Here is a 23668-nt window from a genome sequence, read left to right on the forward strand (position 1 = left end):
TTGTATTGCGAAACGATACAGGATACAGTGATGATCATCGGTTTTCGCCACAGGGGCCTCGAGCGGCTCTACTTACCTTCCGTTTCGCCGGCAGCGACGTGGAGCTGCTGGATTACCTGGACTATCACTGAGGCCGCGCATGATTCATCACCATCCGCATCCCGGGCAGGCGATCAAGGCAATGGTCTTTGATCCAATGGATCTGTCTGTGACCGAAGCAGCCGAGCGCCTGGCAATGTCGCGGGTAGCCCTTTCGCGGGTTCTGAACGGCAAGGCGGGCATCAGTCCTGACCTGGCCATCCGCCTTGAGATGGCGGGAGTGAGTACTGCGGTTTTCTGGATGGGGCTGCAATCCAGCTACGATCTCTGGTTGGCACGGCAGCGCGCGCAACCGAGAGTGTTGTCGCTGGTTGCCGCGACGCGTTGACGTATATCGCGACAAGGGCGGCTTCGGCCGCCCTTGTCCTGTCTGGGGTCAGCGGCTGCGGCGGCGCGCCTCACGCTTGAATCGCTCGGCATCGATCGGCTCGATGCGTGCAACCTCGCAGCTGCCGCGACCTGTATCCAGTGCGCTTCGGCCCTCGCTGCACAGCTCGTCAGCTTCTTTGCCGTCGGTCTTGAAGCCGAGGCGGGTGGCCAGTACGGCAGAAGGGCAGCTGTTGCGGAAATGCACAACATAGTGGTCTTCGCCGGAGCGAAGCAGGATGTTCTTGTCGGCGCCGGCGCGAACGATCTGCTGTTCGCCGGTCAGTGATACGCACTGTGCCGGCGCGGTGTCGGCGGCATGGGCGGACGACGCCAGCAGGGTGACGGCAGACAAAGCCAGGGGGATGAGCAGGGAAGACAGGTTCATGGCGGGGCAGGGGGCAGCGATCCGGACTGGATCGGATCCCAAGATGCCGCCGCCGCTGCAAATGCGAATCTGCCGCAAGCAGGGCTGACCGACGCCACGGTGAGATCGGTCACGATGACCTTTGGCGCCTCAGGCCGCGATCGAACGGAATCCCTGCTGGCGCCCCTGGTCGCCGCCGTCTTCGATGACAAAGGCGACCGCCTCGTGCGGAATGTGCAGGCGCTGCTTGAGGGTGCTGCCCATATGCGGAATCTCGCGCTGCACGGCCAGGTACAGCGGGTGCGAGGCGTCCATGCTGGTGCAGACCAGGCAGGGCTGGCCGAACCAGGTGCCGTCCGGGCCCTTGCTGGCGTAGCAGCGGCTGGTGACGGACTGGGGGTCCAGGACGATCAGGTAGGTCATGCGCGCAACGCCTTCTGTGAAGAACGCGTTGAGTCTAGAGTCGCGGCGCGATGCGGTATTTCGGACAGGGACGAAAACCGAGCGGCCTCGGTGCCGGTCGCTTTCTTCCGCGCACGACAAAGGGCCAGCAGCGAGGCCGGCCCTGTCGGAGTGGCGCAATGCGCCGACCGCTTACTTCATGCGGTAGGTGATACGACCCTTGGTCAGGTCGTACGGGGTCATTTCAACCTTGACCCGGTCACCGGTGAGGATGCGGATGTAGTTCTTGCGCATGCGGCCGGAGATGTGGGCGATGATTTCGTGCCCATTTTCCAGACGAACGCGGAAAGTGGTGTTCGGCAGCGTCTCGCTGACGGTGCCCTCGAACTCGATGGAATCGTCTTTCGACATGTAGTCCTGTGCGGTTCAGAAAACGGCCACGCTGGGCCTAAGGCGCGGTATTTTACGCGTGATGGGCCCGGCTTGCAAAGTTTGTGTTAACCCCCGGCCAAACGCTGTGCTGGCAAGCGTCCTACCGCCTGGGTCCAGGGGCCTTCACGGCCGTCACGGTGTACGGCCTGACGGACGTGCTCCAGGAAGTCCGCGCGCGGCAGGTGCTCGGCGCCCATCCGCAGCAGGTGCGGATTCTCCACCTGGGCATCGATCAGTTCCCAGCCCCAGCCACGCAGGGTGGCTGCCAACGCGGCCAGGGCGATCTTGGAGCCGCCACTGGCGCCACTGAACATGCTCTCGCCGAAGAACATGGCGCCGATCGCGACGCCGTAGATGCCGCCGACCAGCGTCTGCCGGTCCCAGACTTCGAAGGAATGGGCGAAGCCAAGGTCGTGCAGCTGGCTGTAAGCCTCGACCATCGCCGGGCTGATCCACGTACCGTCCTGGCCGGGCCGAGGTGCCGCGGCGCAGGCGCGCATCACACGACTGAAGGCGGTGTCGGCGGTGACCTCCCACGTGCTGCTGCGCAACAGGCGGCGGAAGCGGCTGGACAGGTGCACGCCATCGGTGCGGAACACCATGCGCGGGTCCGGCGACCACCACAGGATTGGCTCACCCTCACTGAACCACGGAAAGATACCGCCGGCGTAGGCATTGAGCAGACGCACCGGATGCAGGTCGCCGCCCACCGCCAGCAGGCCATCGGGCTGGCGCAGTGCGGTCTCGGCCGGAGGGAAGGGGGCGTCCGGCGCATCGGCCAGGCGCCAGGGCAGCTGGCGGGTCATGGGGCCATTGTATTCGTCGTGGTGATTCGTGATGTCTGGCACCATCACTGTTCACCGGCAAGGAGCCTCCGAATGAGTGACTCGATCAGGGCCATCCTCGACCTGCATGACGCCCCGCGCACGCGCAACGACAGCCAAGGCATGCTGCTGTCGATGGCCACTGAACAGTCGCGTCAACTGGGAGAGTTGATGCTGCAGGCGCTGGCGCGGCCTTCGCCGAGCTCGGCCTTCCTCGACATGGCACTGGACCTGCTGCCGGATGACGCGGTGCCCGCGGTCGCGGCGGACGCGTGGCGCCGCTATCGCGCGGGCGAGCGCGGTGACGTGTTGACGAGCGTGATGGAGTTCGCCAGCTATCAGGCGCCGCAGGTGCTGCAGGACGATTGGGAGGCATTGCTGGCGGTCGCCAGTGAGGATGAGGTGCAGTTGGCCACGCAGGTCTGGCAGGGCCTGCCCAGCGCGACGGCCGCGCATTGGGCGCAGATCCTGGCCGAAGCCGATGACGATCGCGAAATGGCGCGGGCCAGGGCGTTGCTGCTCGCCGCCCAGCCCGAAACCTACGCCATTGCTCGCGGCTACCTGGTCGACTGGGGGCGGTTGGATGCAGAGGTCTGGGCGCACTGGGCCGGTGTCGCCGAAGGTCCGCAGCCGCGTCGCCTGCATGGCGAGCGGCCATTGCACTTCCGATTCGGCCGCGAACAGCATCGCGCGCAGCAGGCGGACGAGCCGAGCTGGCGCAAGCGCATATGGCGGCTGCACCCGACCTGGAATGGTGGGCAGGTACACCATGCTGGGCAGATGGGAGGGCCGCTGGAAGCGCTGTGTAGCAGCTGCCATGCGCCGCTTCAGCGCCTGCTGCAGACCGATGCCGCCGCGCTGCAGCCGGGCGCGTCGGGCGAGATCACGCTGGGGCTGTGCTTGGACTGCTGCGGCTGGGAAGACCCGCCCGTGCGTTTCTATCGCCATGATGCGGCCGGCCTGCCCAGCTGCCACCCCAGCCAGCACCGTGAGGTACCGAACACACCCACCGACAGTGGCGACCTGATGCAGGCCGAGGTGGGCCTGGTGGCGCTCGAAGGCGAGCGCTGGCAGCAACAGGACTGGGGCCAGTCCAATCATCGGCAGAACCTGTCGCGCGTGGGCGGCGCGCCGAGCTGGGTGCAGAGTGCCTGGTACCCGGCGTGCATCGATTGCGGCGAGGAGATGCCCTTCGTGATGCAGCTGGATTCGACACTGCCGACCCCCGGTGGAGGCGCGCTGCTCTGGGGCAGTGGCGGCATGCTCTACACGTTCTGGTGTGCGAAGTGCCAGGTGAGCGGGTACTTCTGGCAGTGCACCTGAGCACAGCGCCCTCGCTATTGCCTTGGTAGATGCCAACCTTGGTTGGCACGCTTTTCGGCACCGCGCCAATCGAGCAAGCGCGCCTCTACGGTTCTACGCGGAACGGCCCATGCCCCTGCAGCTCCTGCTGGTAGCGCCGCACACTCTGTCGCTCCTGCCGGCACCAGTCCTGCAGTGCGTCTGCGAAATCCGGATCGGCCACCCAGTGCCTGCTGCGCACCAGCGTCGGCAGGAAGCCGCGTGCCAGCTTGTGCTCGCCCTGTGCGCCGGGTTCGAAACGAGCCAGCCCTTCGCGCAGGCAGTACTCGATGCCCTGGTAGTAGCAGGCCTCGAAGTGCAGGCCGGGCAGCGTGGCGCCGCCCCAGTAACGGCCGTACAGCGTGTCTCCACCGCGCAGGCATAGCGCGCCGGCAATCGGCTCGCCGTCCTGTTCGGCCAGGAACAGTACCAGCCCGCGCCCCAGCGAAATCGCCAGATGGCGCAGGAAGGCCTCAGTCAGTGCCGGGGCGTTGCCGTACTCGAGGAACGTCTGCAGGTAGAAGCGGTACATCGCCTGCAGGTCGGCGCGACTGGCCTCGTCGCCGTGCACCACGCGGAAGGTGATGCCCTGGCGGGTTACCTTGGCCCGTTCCTGGCGGATGTTCTTGCGGTGCTTGTGGTCCATCGCGCCGACGAACTGTTCGAACGTGGACCAGTCGCCCGGGTTCTGCCACTGGAACTGCACATCCTCGCGCAGTAGCCAGTCATCGCCGAACAGCGCCTCGTCGCCGGCGGTATGGAAGTTGATGTGGGCCGAGGAGACGTCCAGCGTCGGCAGCGTCTCGCGCAATGCTGACAGCAACGCGGCGCGCTCCAGATCGTGACGGGCCAGTAGGCGCGGACCGGTGACCGGCGAGTACGGCACCGCGCCCAGCCACTTCGGATAGTAGTCGCGGCCATGATGGGCATACGCGTTGGCCCAGGCATGGTCGAACACGAATTCGCCGTGGGAGTTGGTCTTCAGGTAACCCGGAATGGCGCCGACCAGCGTGTTGCCCTCCCACAGCGTGAAGTGCCGGGGCTGCCAGCCCCAGTCCTCGCGAAGGTAGCCGTGCTGTTCAAGCCCGGAAAGGAAGGCATGACTGACGAAGGGGTTGCGGCCGTCGTGCAGGGCATCCCAGTCGGTGGCGGAAACGGACTGCAGGGAGTCGAGGAAACGGTGGGAAGGCATGGGGAAAGGATAGGGCAGATGAAACAGAAAGGCCGACGCACTGGCGTCGGCCTTTTGCCTGAGTCGAGCCTGGCTCGACGCTACAGAAGCAGGTTCGCCTCTCAGCTGGCCTTGCCCTGTGCGTCCAGGTAGCGCTCGGCGTCCAGTGCGGCCATGCAGCCGAAACCGGCCGAGGTGATCGCCTGGCGGTAGTGCTGGTCGGCCACGTCGCCGGCGGCGAACACGCCTTCCACCGAGGTCTGGGTGGCATTGCCGCCCAGGCCCGAGCGGATTTCCAGGTAGCCGTTGTTCATCGCCAGCTGGCCGTCGAACAAGGTGGTGTTCGGGTGGTGGCCGATGGCCACAAAGAAGCCGTGGGCGTCGATGTCGCGGGTGCTGCCGTCCAGGGTGGACTTCACGCGCACGCCGGTCACGCCGGCGTCGTTGCCCAGCACTTCCTCCACCTGGTGGTGCCAGACGGTCTCGATCTTGCCTTCTGCCACCTTCTTGAACAGCTTGTCCTGCATGATCTTTTCCGCCTTCAGGGTGTCGCGGCGGTGGACCAGGTAGACCTTGCGGGCGATGTTGGACAGGTACAGCGCCTCTTCCACGGCGGTATTGCCGCCGCCGACCACGACCACGTCCTGGTCGCGGTAGAAGAAGCCGTCACAGGTGGCGCAGGCAGACACGCCGCGGCCCTTGAACTCGTCCTCGGTCGGGATGCCCAGATACTTGGCGGTGGCGCCGGTGGCGATGATCAGGGCATCGCAGGTGTACTCGTGGCTGTCGCCGATCAGCTTGAACGGGCGCTGCGACACGTCGGCGGTGTGGATGTGGTCGAAGATGACTTCGGTCTCGAAGCGCTCGGCGTGGGCCTGCATGCGCGCCATCAGGTCCGGGCCCATCAGGCCGTGGGCGTCGCCCGGCCAGTTGTCCACCTCGGTGGTGGTCATCAGCTGGCCGCCCTGCTGCAGGCCGGTGATGACGACCGGCTTCAGGTTGGCGCGGGCAGCGTAGACGGCGGCGGTCCAACCGGCCGGGCCGGAACCGAGGATGACGAGGCGCTGGTGGCGGGAGGGCAGGCTGGTGCTCATGTAGACTCGCGAAAAGGTAGATGGGACAAGGCGCTGGCGATGTTTGCGCAGCATCCGTGGCTGGTCATAGAGTGGCGGCTGGGGCAGGGCGATTCAAGCCGATGAACAGAACGCCGTCATCCAGCAGTGGTTCCGGCCCTCCGATTGTCCTGTCAGATGTCGCATAACTGAAAACTGACGCCGTCTCATTTATTATCAATCACTAACAGCGCATTCCAAAGGTATGGTCTAAGGTGGCGAAGCAGGTCCCCGAACGCTCCAAGTCCGACGACAGCAAGGCGTCACGTCGCACGGCCGCGGCGGCGACGACCGACAATCCACGCCGCCAACGCCTCTGGCGCGACCTTGGCCTGATCGCCATCGCGCCGGCGCTGCTGTATCTGGCGGCCAGTCTGTTCACGTATTCAGCGACCGACCCGGGCTGGTCGCATACCGGCAGCGTGGTCGCGCCGGTGCACAACCTCGGCGGCCGCGCCGGCGCCTGGATCGCCGACGTGCTGCTGCAGCTGTTCGGCTACATCGCCTTCCTGCTGCCGGTGGTGCTGGGCGCGCTGGCGTGGATCGCCATGTTCGGGCTCAAGCGCGAGAGCAAGGGCGAGAACGACCTGGACCCGGCGCTGCGCCTGGTCGGCCTGGTCGGCTTCCTGATTGCCGGTACCGGCTTCCTGCACGTGCGCCTGTTCAGTGGTGATGTCTCCAGTGCCGGCGGCATCCTCGGCAAGCTGGTCGGCAATTCGCTCACGGTGGGCTTCGGTGCGCTGGGCGCGAACCTGTTCGTGCTGGTGCTGCTCTTGGCCTCGATCACCCTGGCCACCGGGCTGTCCTGGTTCACGGTGATGGAGAAGATCGGTCGCGGCGTGATGTCGCTGGCGCCGTTGCTGGCGCGCAAGAAGGAAGAAGTCACCGAGTGGCAGCAGACCCGGGTGATGCGCGAGGAACGCCAGGAGGTACGCAAGGCCGATGCCGAGGTGCGCGCCAAGCGCGAGCCGGTGAAGATCGAGCCGCGCCCGGAACCGGTGATCGAGAAGAGTGACCGGGCCAAGCGCGACACGCAGATCCCGATGTTCCGTGGCGTCAACGGCGACGGATCAGACCTGCCGCCGCTGGCCCTGCTGGACGATCCCAAGCCGCAGCCGGTGGGCTACGACAAGGAAACCCTGGACGCGCTATCGCGGCAGATCGAGTTCAAGCTGAAGGATTTCCGCATCGACGCCCAGGTGGTCGGCGCCAACCCCGGCCCGGTCATTACCCGCTTCGAGATCGAGCCGGCGCCGGGCATCAAGGTCAGCCAGATCAGTTCGCTGGACAAGGACATCGCGCGCGGCCTGTCGGTGAAGTCGGTGCGCGTGGTCGACGTGATTCCGGGCAAGTCGGTGATCGGCCTGGAAATTCCCAACGTCACCCGCGAGATGATCTACCTCTCCGAGCTGCTGCGTTCGAAGGAATACGACAAGTCGGCAAGCGTGCTGACCCTGGCGCTGGGCAAGGACATCGCTGGCCGCTCGACCGTGGCCGACCTGGCGCGCATGCCGCACCTGCTGGTGGCCGGTACCACCGGTTCGGGCAAGTCGGTGGCGGTCAACGCGATGGTGCTGAGCCTGCTGTTCAAGGCCTCGCCGAAAGACCTGCGGATGCTGATGATCGACCCGAAGATGCTCGAACTGAGCGTCTACCAGGGCATCCCGCACCTGCTGGCGCCGGTGGTCACCGACATGAAGGAGGCCGCCAACGGCCTGCGCTGGTGCGTGGCCGAGATGGAGCGCCGCTACAAGCTGATGAGCGCGGTGGGCGTGCGCAACCTGGCCGGCTTCAACAAGAAGGTGAAGGAAGCCCAGGACGCCGGCCAACCGCTGATGGACCCGCTGTTCAAGCCGAACCCGGAACTGGGCGAGGCGCCGCGTCCGCTGGAGACGCTGCCGTTCATCGTCATCTTCATCGACGAATTCGCCGACATGATGATGATCGTCGGCAAGAAGGTGGAGGAGCTGATCGCGCGCCTGGCACAGAAGGCGCGTGCGGCCGGCATCCACCTGATCCTGGCCACGCAGCGCCCGTCGGTGGACGTGATCACCGGCCTGATCAAGGCCAACATCCCGACCCGCATCGCCTTCCAGGTCAGTTCCAAGATCGACTCGCGCACCATCCTCGACCAGTCCGGCGCGGAAACCCTGCTGGGCCACGGCGACATGCTGTACCTGCCGCCGGGCACCGCCATGCCCGAGCGCGTACACGGCGCCTTCGTCTCCGACGAGGAAGTGCATCGCGTGGTCGAACACCTCAAGGCGATGGGCCCGGCCGACTATGTCGACGGCGTGCTGGACGAAGTGCAGACGATGGGCGACGGCGTGGTCGTCGGCGCCACCGGCCTGCCCGAGAACAGCTCTGCCGGCGATGAGTCCGACCCGTTGTATGACGAAGCGCTGCGGGTGGTCACCGAAACCCGCCGTGCCTCGATTTCCGGCGTGCAGCGCCGGCTGAAGATCGGCTACAACCGTGCAGCGCGATTGATCGAGGCCATGGAAGCGGCCGGCGTGGTCAGTCCGCCCGAGCACAACGGCGACCGCACGGTGCTGGCACCGCCGCCGCCGAAGTAAGACCCGACGTATCCCCCACGACGTCCAAGGAACCGACGCATGCTTCACCCCGTACCAAGCGCGCTGGCACTGGCGCTGGCAGCCTTCCTGGCTGCCGGCCCGGCACTGGCAGACACCGCCACCTCCGCGCCCGCCACGGCGCCGCCTTCCACCAGCGGCGATACCGAAGCCAGCAATAATTTCAGCATTGTCCGTTACCGCGCCGACTACCAGGTGCGGCCGGATGCGGGCAATGTGCAGACCGAAACCTACGAAGTCCTGCTCAAGACCAAGGCCTCGGTCGAGCAGTTCAGCCAGGTTCGGCTGAGCTACAGCGAGAAGATGGAGACGCTGGAAGTACTCGGCGCCTACACCATCACCGCCGACGGCCAGCGCCGCGACGTGCCGGCCGACCGCATCTACACCCAGGAAAGCTACTCCAGCGCCTCGGCAGCGATGTATGCCGACCGCAAGGTGCGGGTGATCGTGTTCCCGAACCTGGCCCCGGGCACGCGCCTGTTCTACCAGGTGCGCCGCACCCAGGCCACGCCGTACTTCCCCGGCTACTTCGGCCTGTGGGAGACCTTCAACGTCTTCACCGAGTACGAGGACGCCGAGGTCACCCTGAGTGCGCCGGCCAACCTGCCGATGTTCGTCGACAGCCGCGGCGTGCAGGGTAGTGATCGCCCGACGGTGAAGAACGGACAGGCACAGTGGCGCTGGCGCTACCAGCGTCGCGAAGCCATGCCGGCGCAGAACTGGTCGGCGGCAGGCTGGGAGTTCGGCCCGAACATCATGGCCAGCACCTATCGTGACTGGTCGCAGATGGGCCGTGCCTACCAGCTCAAGGCCGGCCCGGCGGCACAGGTCACGCCGGAGCTGCAGGCGCTGGCCGATGAGATCACCGCTGGCATCAGCGACCGCCGCGAGCAGGCCGACGCGTTGTACCGCTGGGTGGCGCAGAACATCCGCTACGTGGCGGTGTACCTGGGCAATGGTGGCCTGGAGCCGAACAGTGCGCAGAGCATCCTCGACAACCACTATGGTGACTGCAAGGACCATGTGACGATCCTGGAGGCGCTGCTGGCGGCCAAGGGCATCGCCAGCTCGCCGGTGCTGATCGGTGCCGGTGGTGGCCCGACGCTGCCGAAGATTCCGGTGCTGGGCCGCTTCAACCACGCCATCACCTACATCCCCGAGTTCGATCTGTACCTGGATTCGACCACCGCGTGGGCGCGCTTTGGGCAGTTGCCGGAAGGTGACCTGGGCGCACCGGTGATGCGTACCCGCGACGCCTCACTGGCGCGCACTCCGGCCAATACGCCGGAGCGCAATGCCACCTCGATGGAGGTGCGTTTCACCTTCGACGCCAACGGCAACCTGCGCGGCGAGACGATTCCGAAGCTGGGCGAGAACGCCGAGATCGGCATGCGCGCCCAGTTCTCCCAGCTCAACGCGCAGAACCGTGCGCGCGCTGAAGAGCAGATCATGGCTGCGTCCGGTTTCGATGGGCGAGGGCAGCTGCAGATCCAGGGCGTGCCGGTCGACCTGACCCGGCCGTTTGGCTACCGCATGGCGTTCCAGGCCGAGGACTACGCCGACTTCAGCGTGGCCGGAGGCATGGCCGTGCCGGACCCGCCGGGTGGTGAATCAGTGCGCGGCCTGTACGCCACCGCCTCGGCGCCGGCCAACGAGACGCCGTTCTACTGCAATGCCAGCCTGCGCGAGGAAACCTATCGCCTGCAGTTCCCGGCCAATGCGCCGATCATCGCCATCCCGGCCAGCCAGCGTTTCACCAACGCCGCCGGCGAGTATCGCGTGGACTGGAGCCGCGAGGGCCAGGACGTGATCGTGCATCACCGCCTGCAGCAGAACGCGGTGCGTGGACCAGAGGCGCTGTGCCAGCCGCAGGACTATCCGGCGTTCCGCGCGCTGTACCGCGAAGTGCGTCGTGGCTTCCGTGGCCAGGTGCTGTACGGCAAGCTGCCCGGCTCGGGTGGCTGAATCGCCGATGGACGTTCGGGGCGGCATAATGTCGCCCTGATCGCCCATTCATCTTTGTCCGGGCACACTGGCAACCACCTTTCCTGGCGCCCGCGCCCACAGGATTCCCGCATGAACTTCCGCTTCCGCCGTTTCCTTGCCACCACCACCCTGGCCGTGGCCTGCGCCGCCGCCGGCAGCGCCTGGGCTGGCGCCCGCGATGACCTGAAGACCTTCACCAGTGGCCTGAAGGGCCTGGATGGCCAGTTCAGCCAGCAGGTGTTCGACAGCCGCGGCAAGGTGAAGGAATCGACCAGCGGCCGCGTGGCGCTGTCGGCGCCGCGCCTGTTCCGCTGGGAATACGTGCGCCCGCACGAACAGCTGATCGTGGCCGACGGCAGGAAGGTCTGGATGTACGAGCCGGACCTGGAGCAGGCCACTGTTCGCGAGCAGGGCAAGGAAGAGCAGAACAGCCCGCTGACCGCGCTGATCAACCCGGCGCTGCTGGAGCAGCAGTACGACGTCAGCGAAGAGGCCGCGCAGCGCGACGGCCTGCAGTGGCTGTCGCTGTCGCCGAAGCGCGAGACCGAAGCCAGCTTCCAGTACGCCGCGCTGGGCTTCAATGCCCAGGGTCTGGCCAAGATGGAAATCACCGATGCGGTTGGTCAGCGCACCGTGATCAGCTTCAGTGGCTGGAAGCGCAACCCGGGCTTTGCTGCCGGCACCTTCAGCTTCACCCCGCCGAAGGGCACCGACGTCATCGGTAACTGATCTCTGGGCGGAAACGCCTTGGTGGGTGTCAACCTTGGTTGACACGCTTTTGATCTGCCGGCCAGCGGCCGGCACTACCGATCCCTGCAGCCTGATCCGCTACCGATCACGGCCCGGCGCAACCTGCTCTGGTGGGTGTCAACCGGCACCGCCTTGGTGGGTGTCAACCTTGGTTGACATGCTTTTGATCTGCCGGCCAGCGGCCGGCACTACCGATCCCTGCAGCTTGATCCGCTACCGATCATGGCCCGGCCGCTGTGGTGGGTGCCAACCTTGGTTGGCACGCTCTCGCGGTACAATGGGCGTGTGGCAAGACATCGTTCAACTTCCTTCCCTGGCCCCGATCTGCTGAGCGTTGATCGGGAACATCTGCGCCCGCTGGCCGAGCGCATGCGCCCACGCACCCTCGACGAAATGGTCGGGCAGAAGCGCCTGCTGGCGCCGGACAGCGCGCTGCGTCGCGCGGTCGAGTCCGGTCGCGTGCACTCGATGATCCTGTGGGGGCCGCCGGGCTGCGGCAAGACCACGCTGGCGCTGCTGTTGGCCGAATATTCCGACGCCGAGTTCCGTGCGATCTCCGCCGTGCTGTCCGGCCTGCCGGAAGTGCGCCAGGTGCTGGCCGAGGCGGCGCAACGGTTCGCCGAAGGCCGGCGCACCGTGCTGTTCGTCGATGAGGTGCACCGCTTCAACAAGGCGCAGCAGGATGCGTTCCTGCCGCACATCGAGCGCGGCACCATCCTGTTCGTCGGCGCCACCACCGAGAACCCGTCCTTCGAGCTGAACTCGGCACTGCTGTCGCGCTGCCGCGTGCATGTGCTGGAAGGTGTTTCGCCCACAGACATCGTCGAGGCGCTGGAGCGTGCGCTGGGTGACCGCGAGCGCGGCCTGGGCGAGGAGGGCATCGAGGTCGCCCCCGAGCTGCTGCTGGAAATCGCTACCGCCGCCGACGGCGACGTGCGCCGTGCGCTGACCCTGTTGGAAATCGCTGCTGAGCTGGCGGGCGGGGAGGGTGGTCGCATCACCCCGCAGACCCTGACCCAGGTGCTGGCCGACCGCACCCGTCGCTTCGACAAGGGCGGCGAGCAGTTCTACGACCAGATCTCGGCGTTGCACAAGTCGGTACGCAGTTCCAACCCGGATGCCGCGCTGTACTGGCTGACCCGCATGCTCGATGGCGGCTGCGATCCGTCCTACCTGGCGCGCCGACTGACCCGCATGGCCATCGAAGATATCGGCCTGGCCGATCCGCGTGCGCAGAGCATGGCGCTGGAGGCCTGGGACATCTACGAGCGGCTGGGCAGTCCGGAAGGCGAACTCGCGTTCGCTCAGTTGGTGCTGTACCTGGCCAGTACGGCGAAGTCGAATGCCGGCTATGCCGCCTTCAACCAGGCCAAGGCCGACGTGCGCGAGAGTGGTACCGAAGAGGTGCCGCTGCACCTGCGCAATGCGCCGACCAAGCTGATGAAGGAGCTGGGCTACGGCGCCGAATACCAGTACGACCATGACGCCGAAGGTGGCATCGCACTGGACCAGACCGGTTTCCCGGATGCGATGGGCGAGCGCGTGTATTACAACCCGGTGCCACGCGGCCTGGAAATCAAGCTGAAGGAAAAGCTGGATCGGCTGCGCGCCGAGCGCGAGGCGGCAAGGGCGGCAAAGGGCCGCTGACCCAGCTCTTGCAGAGTCGAGCCATGCTCGACTTCGCTCTTGCGCGGGTTACGGGTGCCTTCTGGAGCAGCAGCCGAGCATGGCTCGGCTCTACAGGGGGCAGTGGCAGTCGAGCATGGTTCGTCGCCACATTGTCCTGTGCGCCTGCATTTGGCACACTCCGCGGCTTCTCTTTCAAGGATCGATGCCGTGCAGGAAATGATTCTGCCGTTGAAGCGCTACGCCCAGTTCGAGGGCCGCGCCAACCGCCGCGAGTACTGGATGTACCAGCTGTTTCTGTTCCTGGTCGCAACCGCGGTGATGCTGCTGGCCGGTGTGCTGGCGATCCTCCTGCGCAACAGTCCCGATGCACTGGCCGGCATCCTGATCGGCATGGTGGTGCTGCTGGGCGTGATGTGGCTGGCCACGATCGTGCCGCTGATTGCCGTGACCGTGCGCCGCCTGCATGACTGCAACCAGTCGGGCTGGCTGTTCCTGCTGGCGCTGGTGCCGGGGGGCGGGATCGTGATCATGATCTTCTCGCTGCTGCCGGGCACGCCGCAGGAGAACGTTTATGGTCCGGTGCCTACGGGGCCGTGATGATGCATGAGTCGAGCATGGCTCGACGCTGCAGAGGCAAAGAAATGAAGCCGGCATTTTGCCGGCTTCATCTTTACTTGATGGTGCAATCGCCGAAGGACAGGTAATCGGTGCCCGAGCTGAACTGCAGCGTGCAGCTGGCGGTGAAGGTCGCGCCTTCTTCCAGTGCGCCCAGCTTGGCCGCCTGCTGTTCGTCGTCGCTGGTCAGCCGAGCCAGGACATTGCCCTGGTCATCGCCGGCCTCGATCAGTGGCTCGCCCGCCAGGTTGCTGGAAACGCTCAGTGCTACGGCAGTGAATGTCACCGTCTGGTTGAGTTGGTCCATGCCCAGTGACGAATTGCCGGCCTCTTCAAAGGCCTGGTAGAGCGTTGGCAGGTCCTGTGCGGCATGGGCGGCCAGTGGTGCGAGCAGGCCAAGGGAAAGGGCGATCAGGGTGGTGCGCTTCAAGGTGTTCTCGCAGTCACGGGATCCATTCCCGTGGGTGGTGGTCAGTAGATCCACGCCATGCGTGGATAGGTTTGGCAAGGACAGGGCGCGGCCGATGGCACGATCACCCATCCATCCGCAGCCCTGCGAGGGTAGGGCGCTCCTGCGCCCCGCTGCCGGGCAAAATAGTGGATTCAGTGTTTCCGGTGCAACCGGGAAAATGAACGTATCGCGCGCGTGATACACAGTGTGACGTTCGATCGATGTGATAATCATTCGCGTTTAAGGTAGACTGCGGTCCCTTGTGAACCGGCGGCCGTGAGCCGCTTCTGCCACCGCTGATGAAGCATTTCGTCCCGCCTTCGCGCCGTGGTCCACTGGCCCGCGGCCTGGTCGCCTTGATGATGGGTCTGCTCCTGGCCACCCCGTACGTCCATGCGCAGCAGCGCAATCCGCTGCAGAAGATCGGCCACACCGTGCTCGACGAGCCGGCGGTCAGTTATCGCTTCGAGCATTTCATGGTGGACAGTCCCGACCAGCAACGCCGCTGGCGGGTGAACCTGGCGATCCCGGCCAAGGCCAGCAAGGCGCCGCTGCCGGTGCTGTACGCGCTGGATGGCAATGCCGTGGCGATGGTGCTGGATCAGCCGTTGCTGGCCGAGCTGGCGGCACGCAAGGCGCCGCCGGTACTGGTGCTGATCGGTTATGACAACGACCTGCGCATCGATTCCAAGGCGCGCACCCGCGACTACACCGCGTGGATCGACCGCGCCGACGACGAGAGCGGTACGACCCAGGCGGTCGGTGGCGGTGCTGCCGCGTTCCTGGATGTGATCGAACGCCGCATCAAGCCGGAAGTCGAGCGCCGCGCACGCATTGATACGCAGCAGCAAGCACTCTGGGGCCACTCGCTGGGTGGGTTGTTCGTGCTCAATGCGCTGTACACCCGTCCCGCCGCCTTCCAGTCCTATCTGGCGGCCAGCCCGTCGCTGTGGTGGAGCCAGGGCGCGGCGCTGGGTGATTCGGAACAGCAGTTCGTGCAGAACGTGCATGGCCAGCCAGCAACGCTCTGGCTGATGCTGGGCGGTGCCGAGCGTGTTGGCGATCGCGGCAAACGCGACATGAACAATCCGCGCGTGGTCGCACACCTGCGCCGCATCGGTGGCGCCACGCCGGATGCGGCGATGCAGCTGTCCGAGCGGTTGGCCAAAGTGCCGGGCATGCGCGTGCAGTACCGCGAGTTCCCCGGCCTCGGCCACGGCCCGATGCTGCCTGCGTCGTTCCATGCCGCGTTGCATGAACTGTACGGCGTGACCGACCGCAGCGCCGGTGACGGCGCGCTCAACGGTGGTGACAACGCCGCCGAATGAATCCCTTCGCATGCCAAGGCGTGCGACCCCACTACCCAGGCGAGGCTGCCGATGTGCAGCGGCCCAGGCAACCGATGAATCCCGCGTCACGTGGCGCGGCCTACGTGTGCAAGGAGCCTTCCATGTCGTTCCGTCCGTCTTTCCGTCTCACATCTCTCGCCGCTGGCCTGTTGCTGGCCGCGACCGCCACCGCACAGCCGGTGTTCGATCAGCCGGCCAACGCCACCTTCAAGGGCGAGGTCGTCTCGCGCGGTGAGAACGTGGTTCCCGGCAGCACTGCCGACGTGGTCGGTCGCGGTTTCGTGCCGGGCCAGAAAGTCAGCCTGCTGCGTGGCGACAGCGTGCTCAACACGCAGCCGCTGGTGGTCGATGCCGATGGCAACTTCAAGACCCAGCTGAGCATTCCGGCCGATGCCGTGCCTGGTACCCACCCGGTGGTGGTGCGCGCCAGCCAGCCGGCTGCAGCCACCGTGCTGAAGCTGCGCGTCTCGCCGCAGTTGCCGCTGTCCGGCCAGGCGCAGTTCGCCACTCAGTCCAACAAGCTGGTGCCGGGCCTGTACCAGTCCGCCTACAGCGCCGCCAGCAACGCGGTGTTCGTGACCTCGGCCGTGGGCCGCCCGCCGGTGACCCAGTCGCAGCTGCTGAAGCTGGACCCGAAGTCGCTGAAGGTGACCAAGGCGATCACCCCGGCGCAGGTGCCGGGCAGCACCAATGGTGCGGTGTACGCGGTCTACGGCGTTGGCGTGGATGACACCAACGGCAACGTGTGGGTCACCAACACCCGCCAGAACTCCATCGCGGTCTACCGCCAGAAGGACCTGTCGCTGGTCCATCAGTTCCCGGTCGATGCCGTGCCGCATGCGCGCGACGTGGTGGTTGATGGCACCCACGGCAAGGTGTTTGCCTCGGCCACGGGTGAGGACCACCTGTCGGTGTTCGACGCCAAGACCCTCAAGGAGCTGCCGGCGGTGACGCTGGAGTCCGGCGTGGACGACGGCAAGTTCACCCCGATGAGCCTGGTGCTGGACGAGAAGGGCGGCAAGCTGTTCACCGTCAGCATCGGCACCCCGGAAGCGGCAGTGATCGACGTGGCCAGCGGCAAGGTCGAGAAGGTCATCGACCTGGGCAATTCGATCAGCGCCTCGGGCGTGGCCTTCGACGCAGCGCGCAACCGCCTGTACGTGGCCTCGCAGGGCACCGACAACCTGCTGATCGTCGACGTGGCTGCCGGCAAGGTTCTGCACGATGTACCGGTCGGCGCCGGCGCGCTGAACGTCGCCTTCGATGATGCTTCCGGCCTGGCCTACGTCAGCAACCGTGGTGCTGGCACGGTCACCGTGGTGAACGGTGACGGCAAGGTGGTCGCCAACCTCGACGGCGGCACGCTGCCGAACCACGTCCGCGCCGATGGCAAGGGCAACGTGTTCGCGGTGAACAAGTCGCGTGGCGCCGAAGACCCGAAGGGTGACCGCATCACCCGCATCACCCCGAAGCAGTAAGTCACACGGCGGGGCGGCGTGCGCGTCGCCCCGCCAGCAAGGAGAACGAGCATGAACATCGCGTCCCGTCTGCGCCTGTGTGCGCTTCCGTTGGCTGTCTCGCTGGCACTGGCTGCCTGTGGCGGTTCATCGACGCCCTCGGACAGCGGCAGGCCGGTTGAGCCCGCCGCCGCCGCAACCGCGGCTGGCGAAGCCGCGTTGCCGGCTGGCTGGCAGCGCGTGGCTGGCACCGATATGCCGGTCGTGCGCGACCAGAAGGCAGTGCTGCCGGCCAAGGTGCATTCCGATGACGGCGCCGACGTCGAGGTGACCGATACCAGCCGCATCATTGCCGGTGGTGACGACGTGATCGCGGTGATCGAGGCGCTGGGACTGGACAAGCAGGTGTTCGCCGCGCCGACCAATACCACCACCCAGGCCGGCCTGGCTGCCCCGCACCAGTTCCTGTTCAACCGCACCACGGGCGTGGAGGGCGTGCTGAGCCTGCAGGGCTCGCTGTTCCTCGGCAACAGCCTGCGCCGCCACACCGAACTGGCGAAGAAACTGCGTGAGGTGGGCGAACCGGCGGTGGTCATCGATGACCTGCAGCCGGCACCGGACAAGGTGCGCAAGGTCGCCGCCGCACTAGGGCTGGCCGAAGCAGGGCAGGCACTTGCCACGCAGGTGCAGCGCCAGCTCGATGAGGCTGCAGCGATTGGCAAGGGCCTGGGCCATGCGCCACGACTGATCCACGTGTCGGCCACCGGCGCCGGTGGCTCACCCACCGTTGCGGGTGCCGACAGTGCGTCGGCGCAACTGATCGCACTGGCGGGCGGCATCAACATCGGTACCGAAGCGGGAGTGAAGAACTACTCGCAGCTGAGCAATGAGGGCGTGGTCGCGGCGGCACCGGAAGTGATCCTGGTGACCGAGCATGACCTGCAGCTGTTCGGCGGTGCCGAAGGCCTGTGGAAGGCGTACCCGACGCTGAAGCAGACCCCGGCCGGTCAGGCCAACCGGGTCTGGGTGATGCCGGATGTGCAGCTGAAGTACACCAGCGTGGGCTCCGGTGCCGGTGCGCTGGCACTGGCCAGGGCCCTGGCGGCGTTGCCGAAGGCATGAGTCCGGCGGATCGGCGCCGCCGTCGCGGACGGACGATGTTGCTGGTGGCGTTGCTGGCACTGCTGGGGGCGGTGCTGGCCTCCTTCGCCGTGGGTCCGTTGCGATTGCCGCCGATGGAGGTGATGCAGGCGTTGGCGGTGAAGCTGGGTCTGCTCGATCCACAGGCGGTCAGCAGCCGCGACCTCGCTGTGGTCTGGCAGCTGCGTATTCCGCGTGCCCTGTTGGGCGCGATGGTCGGTGCGTCGCTGGCGATGGCCGGTGCCAGCCTGCAGGGCCTGTTCGGCAATCCGCTGGCCGATCCCGGCATTGTCGGTGTAAGCCAGGGCGCCGCACTGGGTGCAGTTGCCGCCATCGTGCTGGGTGCTGCGGGCGCGGCCGGTTGGTTGGTGCCGGTGGCCGCGTTCGCTGGCGGCGCACTGGCAATCGGCCTGACCTACGCATTGGCCCGGCCCGGCAAGGGCACGGGCAACGCCACGCTGCTGCTGGTCGGTATCGCGATGGCCGCGTTCTGCTCGGCGTTGATCGGTTTCCTCACATATATCGCCAGCGAAAGCGAGCTGCAGTCGCTGGTGTTCTGGCAGATGGGCTCGCTGGCGCGCGCCAACTGGGCCGATGTGGCGGCCGTGGTGCCATTGTTCGCCATCGGTGTGTTCGCGCTGCAGCGATTGGCTACGCCGCTGGACATGCTGGCGTTGGGCGAACGCCAGGCCCAGCACCTGGGGCTGGATGTCACCCGCACGCGTCGCCGCCTGGTGGCGTTCAGTGCGCTGCTGGTGGGCGCAGCGGTGGCGTTTGCTGGTTCGATCAGTTTCGTCGGCCTGGTGGTGCCGCACGTGGCGCGCCTGCTGGTCGGCCCTGGTCATCGCTGGTTGCTACCGTTGTCCGGCCTGCTGGGTGCACTGCTGATCGTGGTGGCCGACACCGCCGCGCGCACATTGGATCCGCCGGCGGAGATTCCGCTGGGCCTGTTCTCGGCTGCGCTGGGCGCGCCGTTCTTCCTCTGGCTGGTGCTGCAGCAGCGCCGCAAGGCGGCCCCGTGAGCGCGCTGCTGAAGCTGCACGAGGTGGTGGTGCGCCGCCAGCAGCGCGAGATCCTGCACGGCATTTCGCTGGCGTTTGAACCGGGTACGGTCACCGCACTGGTTGGCCCGAATGGCGCGGGCAAGTCCACGTTGCTGGCTGTGGCGGCAGGTGACCTGCGTGCCGACGCTGGCGAAGTAAGCCTGTTGGGCAAGCCGTTGGCCGGTTACAAGGCCGGGCCACTGGCGCGCGAGCGCGCGGTGATGCCGCAGGAGCATGGCGTGCGCTTCGCCTTCAGTGTGGAAGAAGTGGTGGCGATGGGGCGGCTGCCGCACCCGCCCGACCCTGTGGTGGATGACGCGCAGGTGGAAGCGGCCATCGATGCCGCCGAACTGCAGGCGCTGCGCCTGCGCGAGGTGCAGCAGCTGTCCGGTGGCGAGTCCGCCCGGACGACGTTCGCGCGCGTGCTGGCGCAGGACACGCCGCTGCTGCTGCTGGATGAGCCGACCGCAGCGCTGGATCTGCGTCACCAGGAACGCACGCTGCGCAGTGTGCGCGCCTGTGCCGAGGCCGGCGCGTGCGTGATCGTGGTGCTGCACGATCTGAATCTGGCCGCCGGCTATGCCGACCGCATCGTGCTGCTGGAGCAGGGCAGGGTGGCGGCCGATGGCACGCCGTTGCAGGTGCTGACTGAAGACAACCTGCAGCGGGTCTACCAGCAGGATGTGGTGGTGCTGGAGCACCCACGGCGCGGCGTGCCGCTGGTGGTGGTGACCTGAGCGTCCAGTCGTTCTGCGCGGCGACGTATCATGTGCAGTTCGTTTTCTTCAATGGACTGATGTGATGATCCGTACTGTTTCACATGGCGTGCTGCTCTCGGCAATGGTCGCCTCCGTATGCGCCGCCAGCACCGCGTCCGCATCCTCGGTCTCCCTGATCAAGGCCGCCGAGCAGGCCTCGCTGATCGAGAGCCGGTATTCCGCCGGCGGGGGGCGCTCCGGTGGTTCCGGTGACGACCCGCTATTTCGCCAGTGATGAAGTGCTCATCAGCTGGGATGACCAGCAGGTGCTGATGCTGTGCAGGGAGGCGGTGTACCTGCAGATTCCTGCCGGCAAGGCAGGTGACGTTGCGCTGGCCGCTGAACAGCGGCAGATGATTGCCTATCAGGCAATGATGTCCGGCCTGGGTTCGCTTGCGACCGTGGCCGAAGCGGCGGGGGATTCGGTGGTGGTGGCAGACGACGGTAGCGAAACCCGTCTCGCAGGTGAGAGCAGCTGGGCCTACGGGGTGGAGCGCCATGACGTCACTACCCAGCGCATGGCCGATGGCGCGCTGCGGATCCGGGCGCGCAAGACCGAGACCGTGAACAAGGCCAAGCCTGCGGAGCCGGACGACATGTTCAGTACCGAAGACGACCAGGCGGCGCGACTGTCGGAGCTGGCGCCGGTCGGCAGCTGGACCGAGGTGGTGGTCCATGGCGGCCCGCGCCAGGCGCAGGTGGATCCGGCGATGTCGTTGAAGGGATGGATCTCGATGGGGGACGACCAGGCTGCGACCGTGGCTGAGGCGCGCAAGCTGCACGACTGCAAGTAAGGCAGGGCAGGGGTCAGAGCCCTTGCATTGGGCAAAGGGATCTGACCCCGGTCATTGCCGGCCTCATCGTTCTATTCATGCGCGCAATATTCACTTGCGCGCCAGATTGGCAGGTCTAGAATGCGCCCCATGAACCGGATGCCGCTCCTGAAGTTTTTCACCCTGACCCGCGCAAGCGCGGAACGGGCGTGTCTGCCTGGAGCCCCACGAAGCCGTTGAGACGGCCATCGCTGGACCTTCGACAGAGCGCCCTCCGGGGCGCTCTTTTCGTTTCTGATTTCCCGCAAGTCGACTAACAGTCGACTCTACCCAGTCGACCCTACCCAGTACCCAAGGAGAACGTGCCATGCACCAGATCGCCGAGACCGAACGCTAGCCGCGCACCCTGTCGCCAACCGGGGTGCGCGGCCCCCTAAGTTGGCTTTGCAGGAATCTCTCTATGAACACCCAAGTCCTTTCCCGTCGTCGCAATCTCGGCATCATTGCCCACATCGACGCCGGCAAGACCACGCTGACCGAACGCCTGTTGTGGAAAAGCGGCGAGATCCATCGCGTCGGCGAAGTGCACGATGGCAATGCGACCACCGATTTCTCGGCGATCGAGCGCGAACGTGGCATCACCATCGGCGCCGCCGCCGTACAGGCGCAGTGGGCGCCGCGCGACCTGCCGCCGCATCGGCTGACCCTGATCGACACTCCCGGCCACATCGACTTCGCCATTGAAGTCGAGCGTTCGCTGCGTGTGCTCGACGGCGCCGTGGCCGTGTTCTCGGCCGTAGACGGTGTGCAGCCGCAGTCGGAAACCGTGTGGCGCCAGTCGCGTCGCCATCGCGTGCCGCTGATCGCCTTCGTCAACAAGATGGATCGCGTCGGCGCCTCGTTCGAACGCGTGCTGGAGCAGCTGCAGGACAAGCTGAGGGCGCGGCCGTGGGCGCTCGGTGTGCCACTGGGCAGCGAAAGCGACTTCAACGGCTGGGTCGACCTGGTCGGTGAGCGCGTGCTGCACTGGCAGGATGGTGCCGTAACCACGGTGACCCCGTGGGACGCCGCCGCGCGCACCCTGTGGCAGCCGCAGCGCGACGCACTGGTCGAGGCCGTGGCCGACCACGACGAACTTCTGGCCGATGCCTGGCTGGAAGGTCGCGCGATCGATGCCGAACAGCTGCGCGCGGCGATCCGACGGGCGACGCTGGCCGGTGCGGGCGTGCCGGTATTGGCCGGTGCGGCCTTCAAGGACAAGGGCATCGAGACGCTGCTGGACGCGGTGGTCGATTACCTGCCGTCGCCGCTGGATCGGCCTGCCGTGACCGCCGAAAGCGAGAGCGGCGAGGTGGTGCTGCCGCCGGATCCGGACGGTCCGTTGGCCGGTCTGCTGTTCAAGATCACCCACCAGCAGCACGGTGCGCTGAGCTTCGTGCGGCTGTACTCGGGCACCTTGAAGGTCGGTGATGCCGTGGCCAGTTCGCAGCATCCGCAGGGTCGACGTGTCAGTCGCCTGGTGCGGGTGCAGGCCGACCAGACCCACGACATCGAACAGGCCGTGGCCGGCGATATCGTGGCGGTGCTGGGCTGGAAGGATGCGGTCAGCGGTGAAACGCTGAGCGGCCGTGCGCAGCCGCTACGCCTGGAGAACATCCAGGCACAGGCGCCGGTGCTGGCCTGGCGGCTGGAGCCGGCGCGTGCGGCCGACCTGATCCGGATGGCGCAGGGCCTGGCCAGTCTGGCCCAGGAAGATCCCTCGTTCCGCGTCGAAACCGATCGCGACACGGCGGAAACCCTGGTCTGGGGCATGGGCGAGCTGCACCTGGAGGTGATGGTCGAGCGCCTGCGCAGCGAGTGGAAGGTCGAGGTGGGCGTAGGTTCGCCGCGCGTGGCCTACCAGGAGACACCGCTGCGAGCGATGACCGGCGTGGTGGGGCGGCTGGTCAAGCAGACCGGTGGCCAGGGCCAGTTCGCGCACGTGGTGCTGGATGTATCGCCGCGCGAGGACGACCAGGTGGTGTTCAACGACCGCATCGTCGGTGGCGTGGTGCCGCGCAGCTTCATCGCCGCGGTGGAGAAGGGCGTGCGTGCCGCGCTGTCGGAAGGCCCGCAGGGGCATCCGGTGGTCGGTATCGAGGTCAGTCTTGTCGATGGCCAGACCCATGCCAAGGACTCGTCGGAGATGGCGTTCCAGCGTGCCGGTGCCGAGGCGATCAAGGTGGCGCTGGTGGAGGGCGGTACGCAGCTGCTGGAGCCGGTGATGGCGGTGACGGTGCATTCGCCGTCGGCGTCGGTGGGTGATGTGGTGGGCGATCTCAACCGTCGCCATGGTCGCATTGCCCGCATCGAGGACCAGGACGGTCGCGCCGAGGTCAGTGGTTTCGCACCGCTGGCGCAGCTGGTGGGTTACACCACATCACTGCGTTCGCTCAGCCAGGGGCGGGCCAGCAGTGAGGCGCACCTGCATGGTTACGAGCCGGTACGCGCTGCGTAAGGAAAGGCGAGGGGAGCCCGTGAGCGGGCTCCCCTTTTTTGTAGGCGTTGGTGGGGTTCCGTATCCACGCATGGCGTGGATCTACTGCGAAGCGGCGCGAATGATGAATCCGCATCAGCACGCGAGTATTTGCACTGCATCGCAACAAAACTGCAGAAAAAGCTGGATTAAAGTGATGCCTCACGATAAATTGCGCACCCCCCGTTGCTCGCCGCCGCCCGCACCCCTCTCATGCGTGATGACAAAGACCCCGGAACCCTGGAGCTGACCCTGCCGCGAAAGCGCGGTCGTCCGCCCAAGTTCGGGTACGCAATGAGTGACGCGCAGCGCGCAGCGCGCTACCGCGCGCGCCGGGCCGGGCAGGCCAACCACGCCGATGTGCGCTCCTGCTCGGACATGGTGCTGCTGGACAAGATCCGCGCTGCGGTGAGCGCGCGCGACACCGAGCTGGCCGGGTTCCTGGTCCACGTCCTCTGGCAGCGCTACCCCCTGCAGTTGAAATAGGCCGTCGG

Annotated in this window: 21 protein-coding genes and 1 pseudogene; 15 read left to right on the plus strand and 7 right to left on the minus strand. The window is 66.5% G+C overall.

The annotated features are described in order from the left end of the window. Positions 1 to 139 precede the first annotated feature (139 nt). Positions 140 to 427 (plus strand): HigA family addiction module antitoxin, encoded by a 288-nt coding sequence (locus N7573_RS00215; protein ID WP_032127356.1) that lies wholly within the window; start codon positions 140 to 142, stop codon positions 425 to 427. 48 nt (positions 428 to 475) lie between these two features. On the opposite strand, the gene N7573_RS00220 is transcribed toward N7573_RS00215, so the two are convergent. The 4 genes from N7573_RS00220 to aat form a co-directional block, all read right to left on the minus strand. Continuing rightward, complete coding sequence (locus N7573_RS00220; protein WP_032127355.1) at positions 476 to 853, minus strand: hypothetical protein; 378 nt, start codon at positions 851 to 853, stop codon at positions 476 to 478. A 129-nt stretch (positions 854 to 982) separates the two neighbouring features. Further along, a complete protein-coding gene (locus tag N7573_RS00225) occupies positions 983 to 1255 on the minus strand; it encodes a hypothetical protein (RefSeq protein ID WP_049399363.1) in 273 nt (90 codons plus the stop codon). A gap of 171 nt (positions 1256 to 1426) precedes the next feature. Continuing rightward, on the minus strand, positions 1427 to 1645 hold the full coding sequence (gene infA / locus N7573_RS00230; RefSeq protein WP_005409596.1) for a translation initiation factor IF-1: 219 nt from the start codon (positions 1643 to 1645) through the stop codon (positions 1427 to 1429). 86 nt (positions 1646 to 1731) lie between these two features. Beyond that, positions 1732 to 2472, minus strand: a complete 741-nt coding sequence (aat, locus tag N7573_RS00235) for a leucyl/phenylalanyl-tRNA--protein transferase (RefSeq protein WP_279911935.1) — start codon at positions 2470 to 2472, stop codon at positions 1732 to 1734. 72 nt (positions 2473 to 2544) lie between these two features. Here aat and N7573_RS00240 point away from each other — a divergent pair, with 72 nt between their 5' ends. Continuing rightward, on the plus strand, positions 2545 to 3813 hold the full coding sequence (locus N7573_RS00240; protein WP_279911936.1) for a hypothetical protein: 1269 nt from the start codon (positions 2545 to 2547) through the stop codon (positions 3811 to 3813). Positions 3814 to 3898: 85 nt separating this feature from the next. Here the strand turns inward: N7573_RS00240 and N7573_RS00245 are convergent, their stop codons facing one another. Both N7573_RS00245 and trxB read right to left on the minus strand, forming a co-directional pair. Next, positions 3899 to 5023: a GNAT family N-acetyltransferase gene (locus N7573_RS00245; RefSeq protein WP_279911937.1), complete on the minus strand. Its 1125-nt coding sequence runs from the start codon at positions 5021 to 5023 to the stop codon at positions 3899 to 3901. Positions 5024 to 5124: 101 nt separating this feature from the next. Beyond that, positions 5125 to 6096 carry a thioredoxin-disulfide reductase gene (gene trxB / locus N7573_RS00250; RefSeq protein ID WP_014037154.1) on the minus strand — a complete coding sequence of 324 codons (972 nt, stop codon included), beginning with the start codon at positions 6094 to 6096 and terminating at the stop codon, positions 5125 to 5127. Positions 6097 to 6329: 233 nt separating this feature from the next. Here trxB and N7573_RS00255 point away from each other — a divergent pair, with 233 nt between their 5' ends. From N7573_RS00255 to N7573_RS00275, 5 genes are all read left to right on the plus strand, one after another. Continuing rightward, on the plus strand, positions 6330 to 8690 hold the full coding sequence (locus N7573_RS00255) for a DNA translocase FtsK (RefSeq protein WP_032127351.1): 2361 nt from the start codon (positions 6330 to 6332) through the stop codon (positions 8688 to 8690). 39 nt (positions 8691 to 8729) lie between these two features. Further along, positions 8730 to 10673, plus strand: a complete 1944-nt coding sequence (locus tag N7573_RS00260) for a DUF3857 domain-containing protein (RefSeq protein WP_049421964.1) — start codon at positions 8730 to 8732, stop codon at positions 10671 to 10673. A gap of 111 nt (positions 10674 to 10784) precedes the next feature. Continuing rightward, entirely contained in the window at positions 10785 to 11423 is a 639-nt protein-coding gene (gene lolA, locus N7573_RS00265) for an outer membrane lipoprotein chaperone LolA (RefSeq protein WP_024958744.1), read from the plus strand. A 390-nt stretch (positions 11424 to 11813) separates the two neighbouring features. Further along, positions 11814 to 13091 (plus strand): replication-associated recombination protein A, encoded by a 1278-nt coding sequence (locus N7573_RS00270; RefSeq protein ID WP_014037159.1) that lies wholly within the window; start codon positions 11814 to 11816, stop codon positions 13089 to 13091. 189 nt (positions 13092 to 13280) lie between these two features. Continuing rightward, complete coding sequence (locus tag N7573_RS00275; protein ID WP_058982716.1) at positions 13281 to 13670, plus strand: DUF805 domain-containing protein; 390 nt, start codon at positions 13281 to 13283, stop codon at positions 13668 to 13670. 73 nt (positions 13671 to 13743) lie between these two features. Here N7573_RS00275 and N7573_RS00280 read toward each other — a convergent pair whose 3' ends face one another. Next, positions 13744 to 14118: a hypothetical protein gene (locus tag N7573_RS00280; RefSeq protein ID WP_005413292.1), complete on the minus strand. Its 375-nt coding sequence runs from the start codon at positions 14116 to 14118 to the stop codon at positions 13744 to 13746. Between the two features lie 320 nt (positions 14119 to 14438). Between N7573_RS00280 and N7573_RS00285 the strand changes: the two genes are divergently transcribed. From N7573_RS00285 to N7573_RS00325, 8 genes and pseudogenes are all read left to right on the plus strand, one after another. Continuing rightward, positions 14439 to 15467, plus strand: coding sequence for an alpha/beta hydrolase-fold protein (locus N7573_RS00285; RefSeq protein WP_279911938.1), 1029 nt, complete (start codon positions 14439 to 14441; stop codon positions 15465 to 15467). Between the two features lie 122 nt (positions 15468 to 15589). After that, a complete protein-coding gene (locus N7573_RS00290; RefSeq protein ID WP_279911939.1) occupies positions 15590 to 16966 on the plus strand; it encodes a YncE family protein in 1377 nt (458 codons plus the stop codon). A 51-nt stretch (positions 16967 to 17017) separates the two neighbouring features. After that, positions 17018 to 18067: an ABC transporter substrate-binding protein gene (locus N7573_RS00295; protein ID WP_279911940.1), complete on the plus strand. Its 1050-nt coding sequence runs from the start codon at positions 17018 to 17020 to the stop codon at positions 18065 to 18067. Then, positions 18064 to 19107 carry an iron ABC transporter permease gene (locus N7573_RS00300; protein WP_012511012.1) on the plus strand — a complete coding sequence of 348 codons (1044 nt, stop codon included), beginning with the start codon at positions 18064 to 18066 and terminating at the stop codon, positions 19105 to 19107. The genes N7573_RS00295 and N7573_RS00300 overlap by 4 nt, the downstream gene beginning before the upstream one ends. Continuing rightward, entirely contained in the window at positions 19104 to 19865 is a 762-nt protein-coding gene (locus N7573_RS00305; protein ID WP_279911941.1) for a heme ABC transporter ATP-binding protein, read from the plus strand. Before N7573_RS00300 ends, N7573_RS00305 begins: the two co-directional genes overlap by 4 nt. Positions 19866 to 19929: 64 nt before the next feature. Then, positions 19930 to 20680, plus strand: a pseudogene (locus tag N7573_RS00315) (hypothetical protein). A gap of 439 nt (positions 20681 to 21119) precedes the next feature. Beyond that, a complete protein-coding gene (fusA, locus tag N7573_RS00320; RefSeq protein WP_279911944.1) occupies positions 21120 to 23156 on the plus strand; it encodes an elongation factor G in 2037 nt (678 codons plus the stop codon). A 231-nt stretch (positions 23157 to 23387) separates the two neighbouring features. Beyond that, a complete protein-coding gene (locus N7573_RS00325) occupies positions 23388 to 23660 on the plus strand; it encodes a hypothetical protein (RefSeq protein ID WP_005409616.1) in 273 nt (90 codons plus the stop codon). Positions 23661 to 23668 lie beyond the last annotated feature (8 nt).

Source organism: Stenotrophomonas sp. GD04054 (assembly GCF_029836955.1).
GTDB lineage: Bacteria > Pseudomonadota > Gammaproteobacteria > Xanthomonadales > Xanthomonadaceae > Stenotrophomonas > Stenotrophomonas maltophilia_A.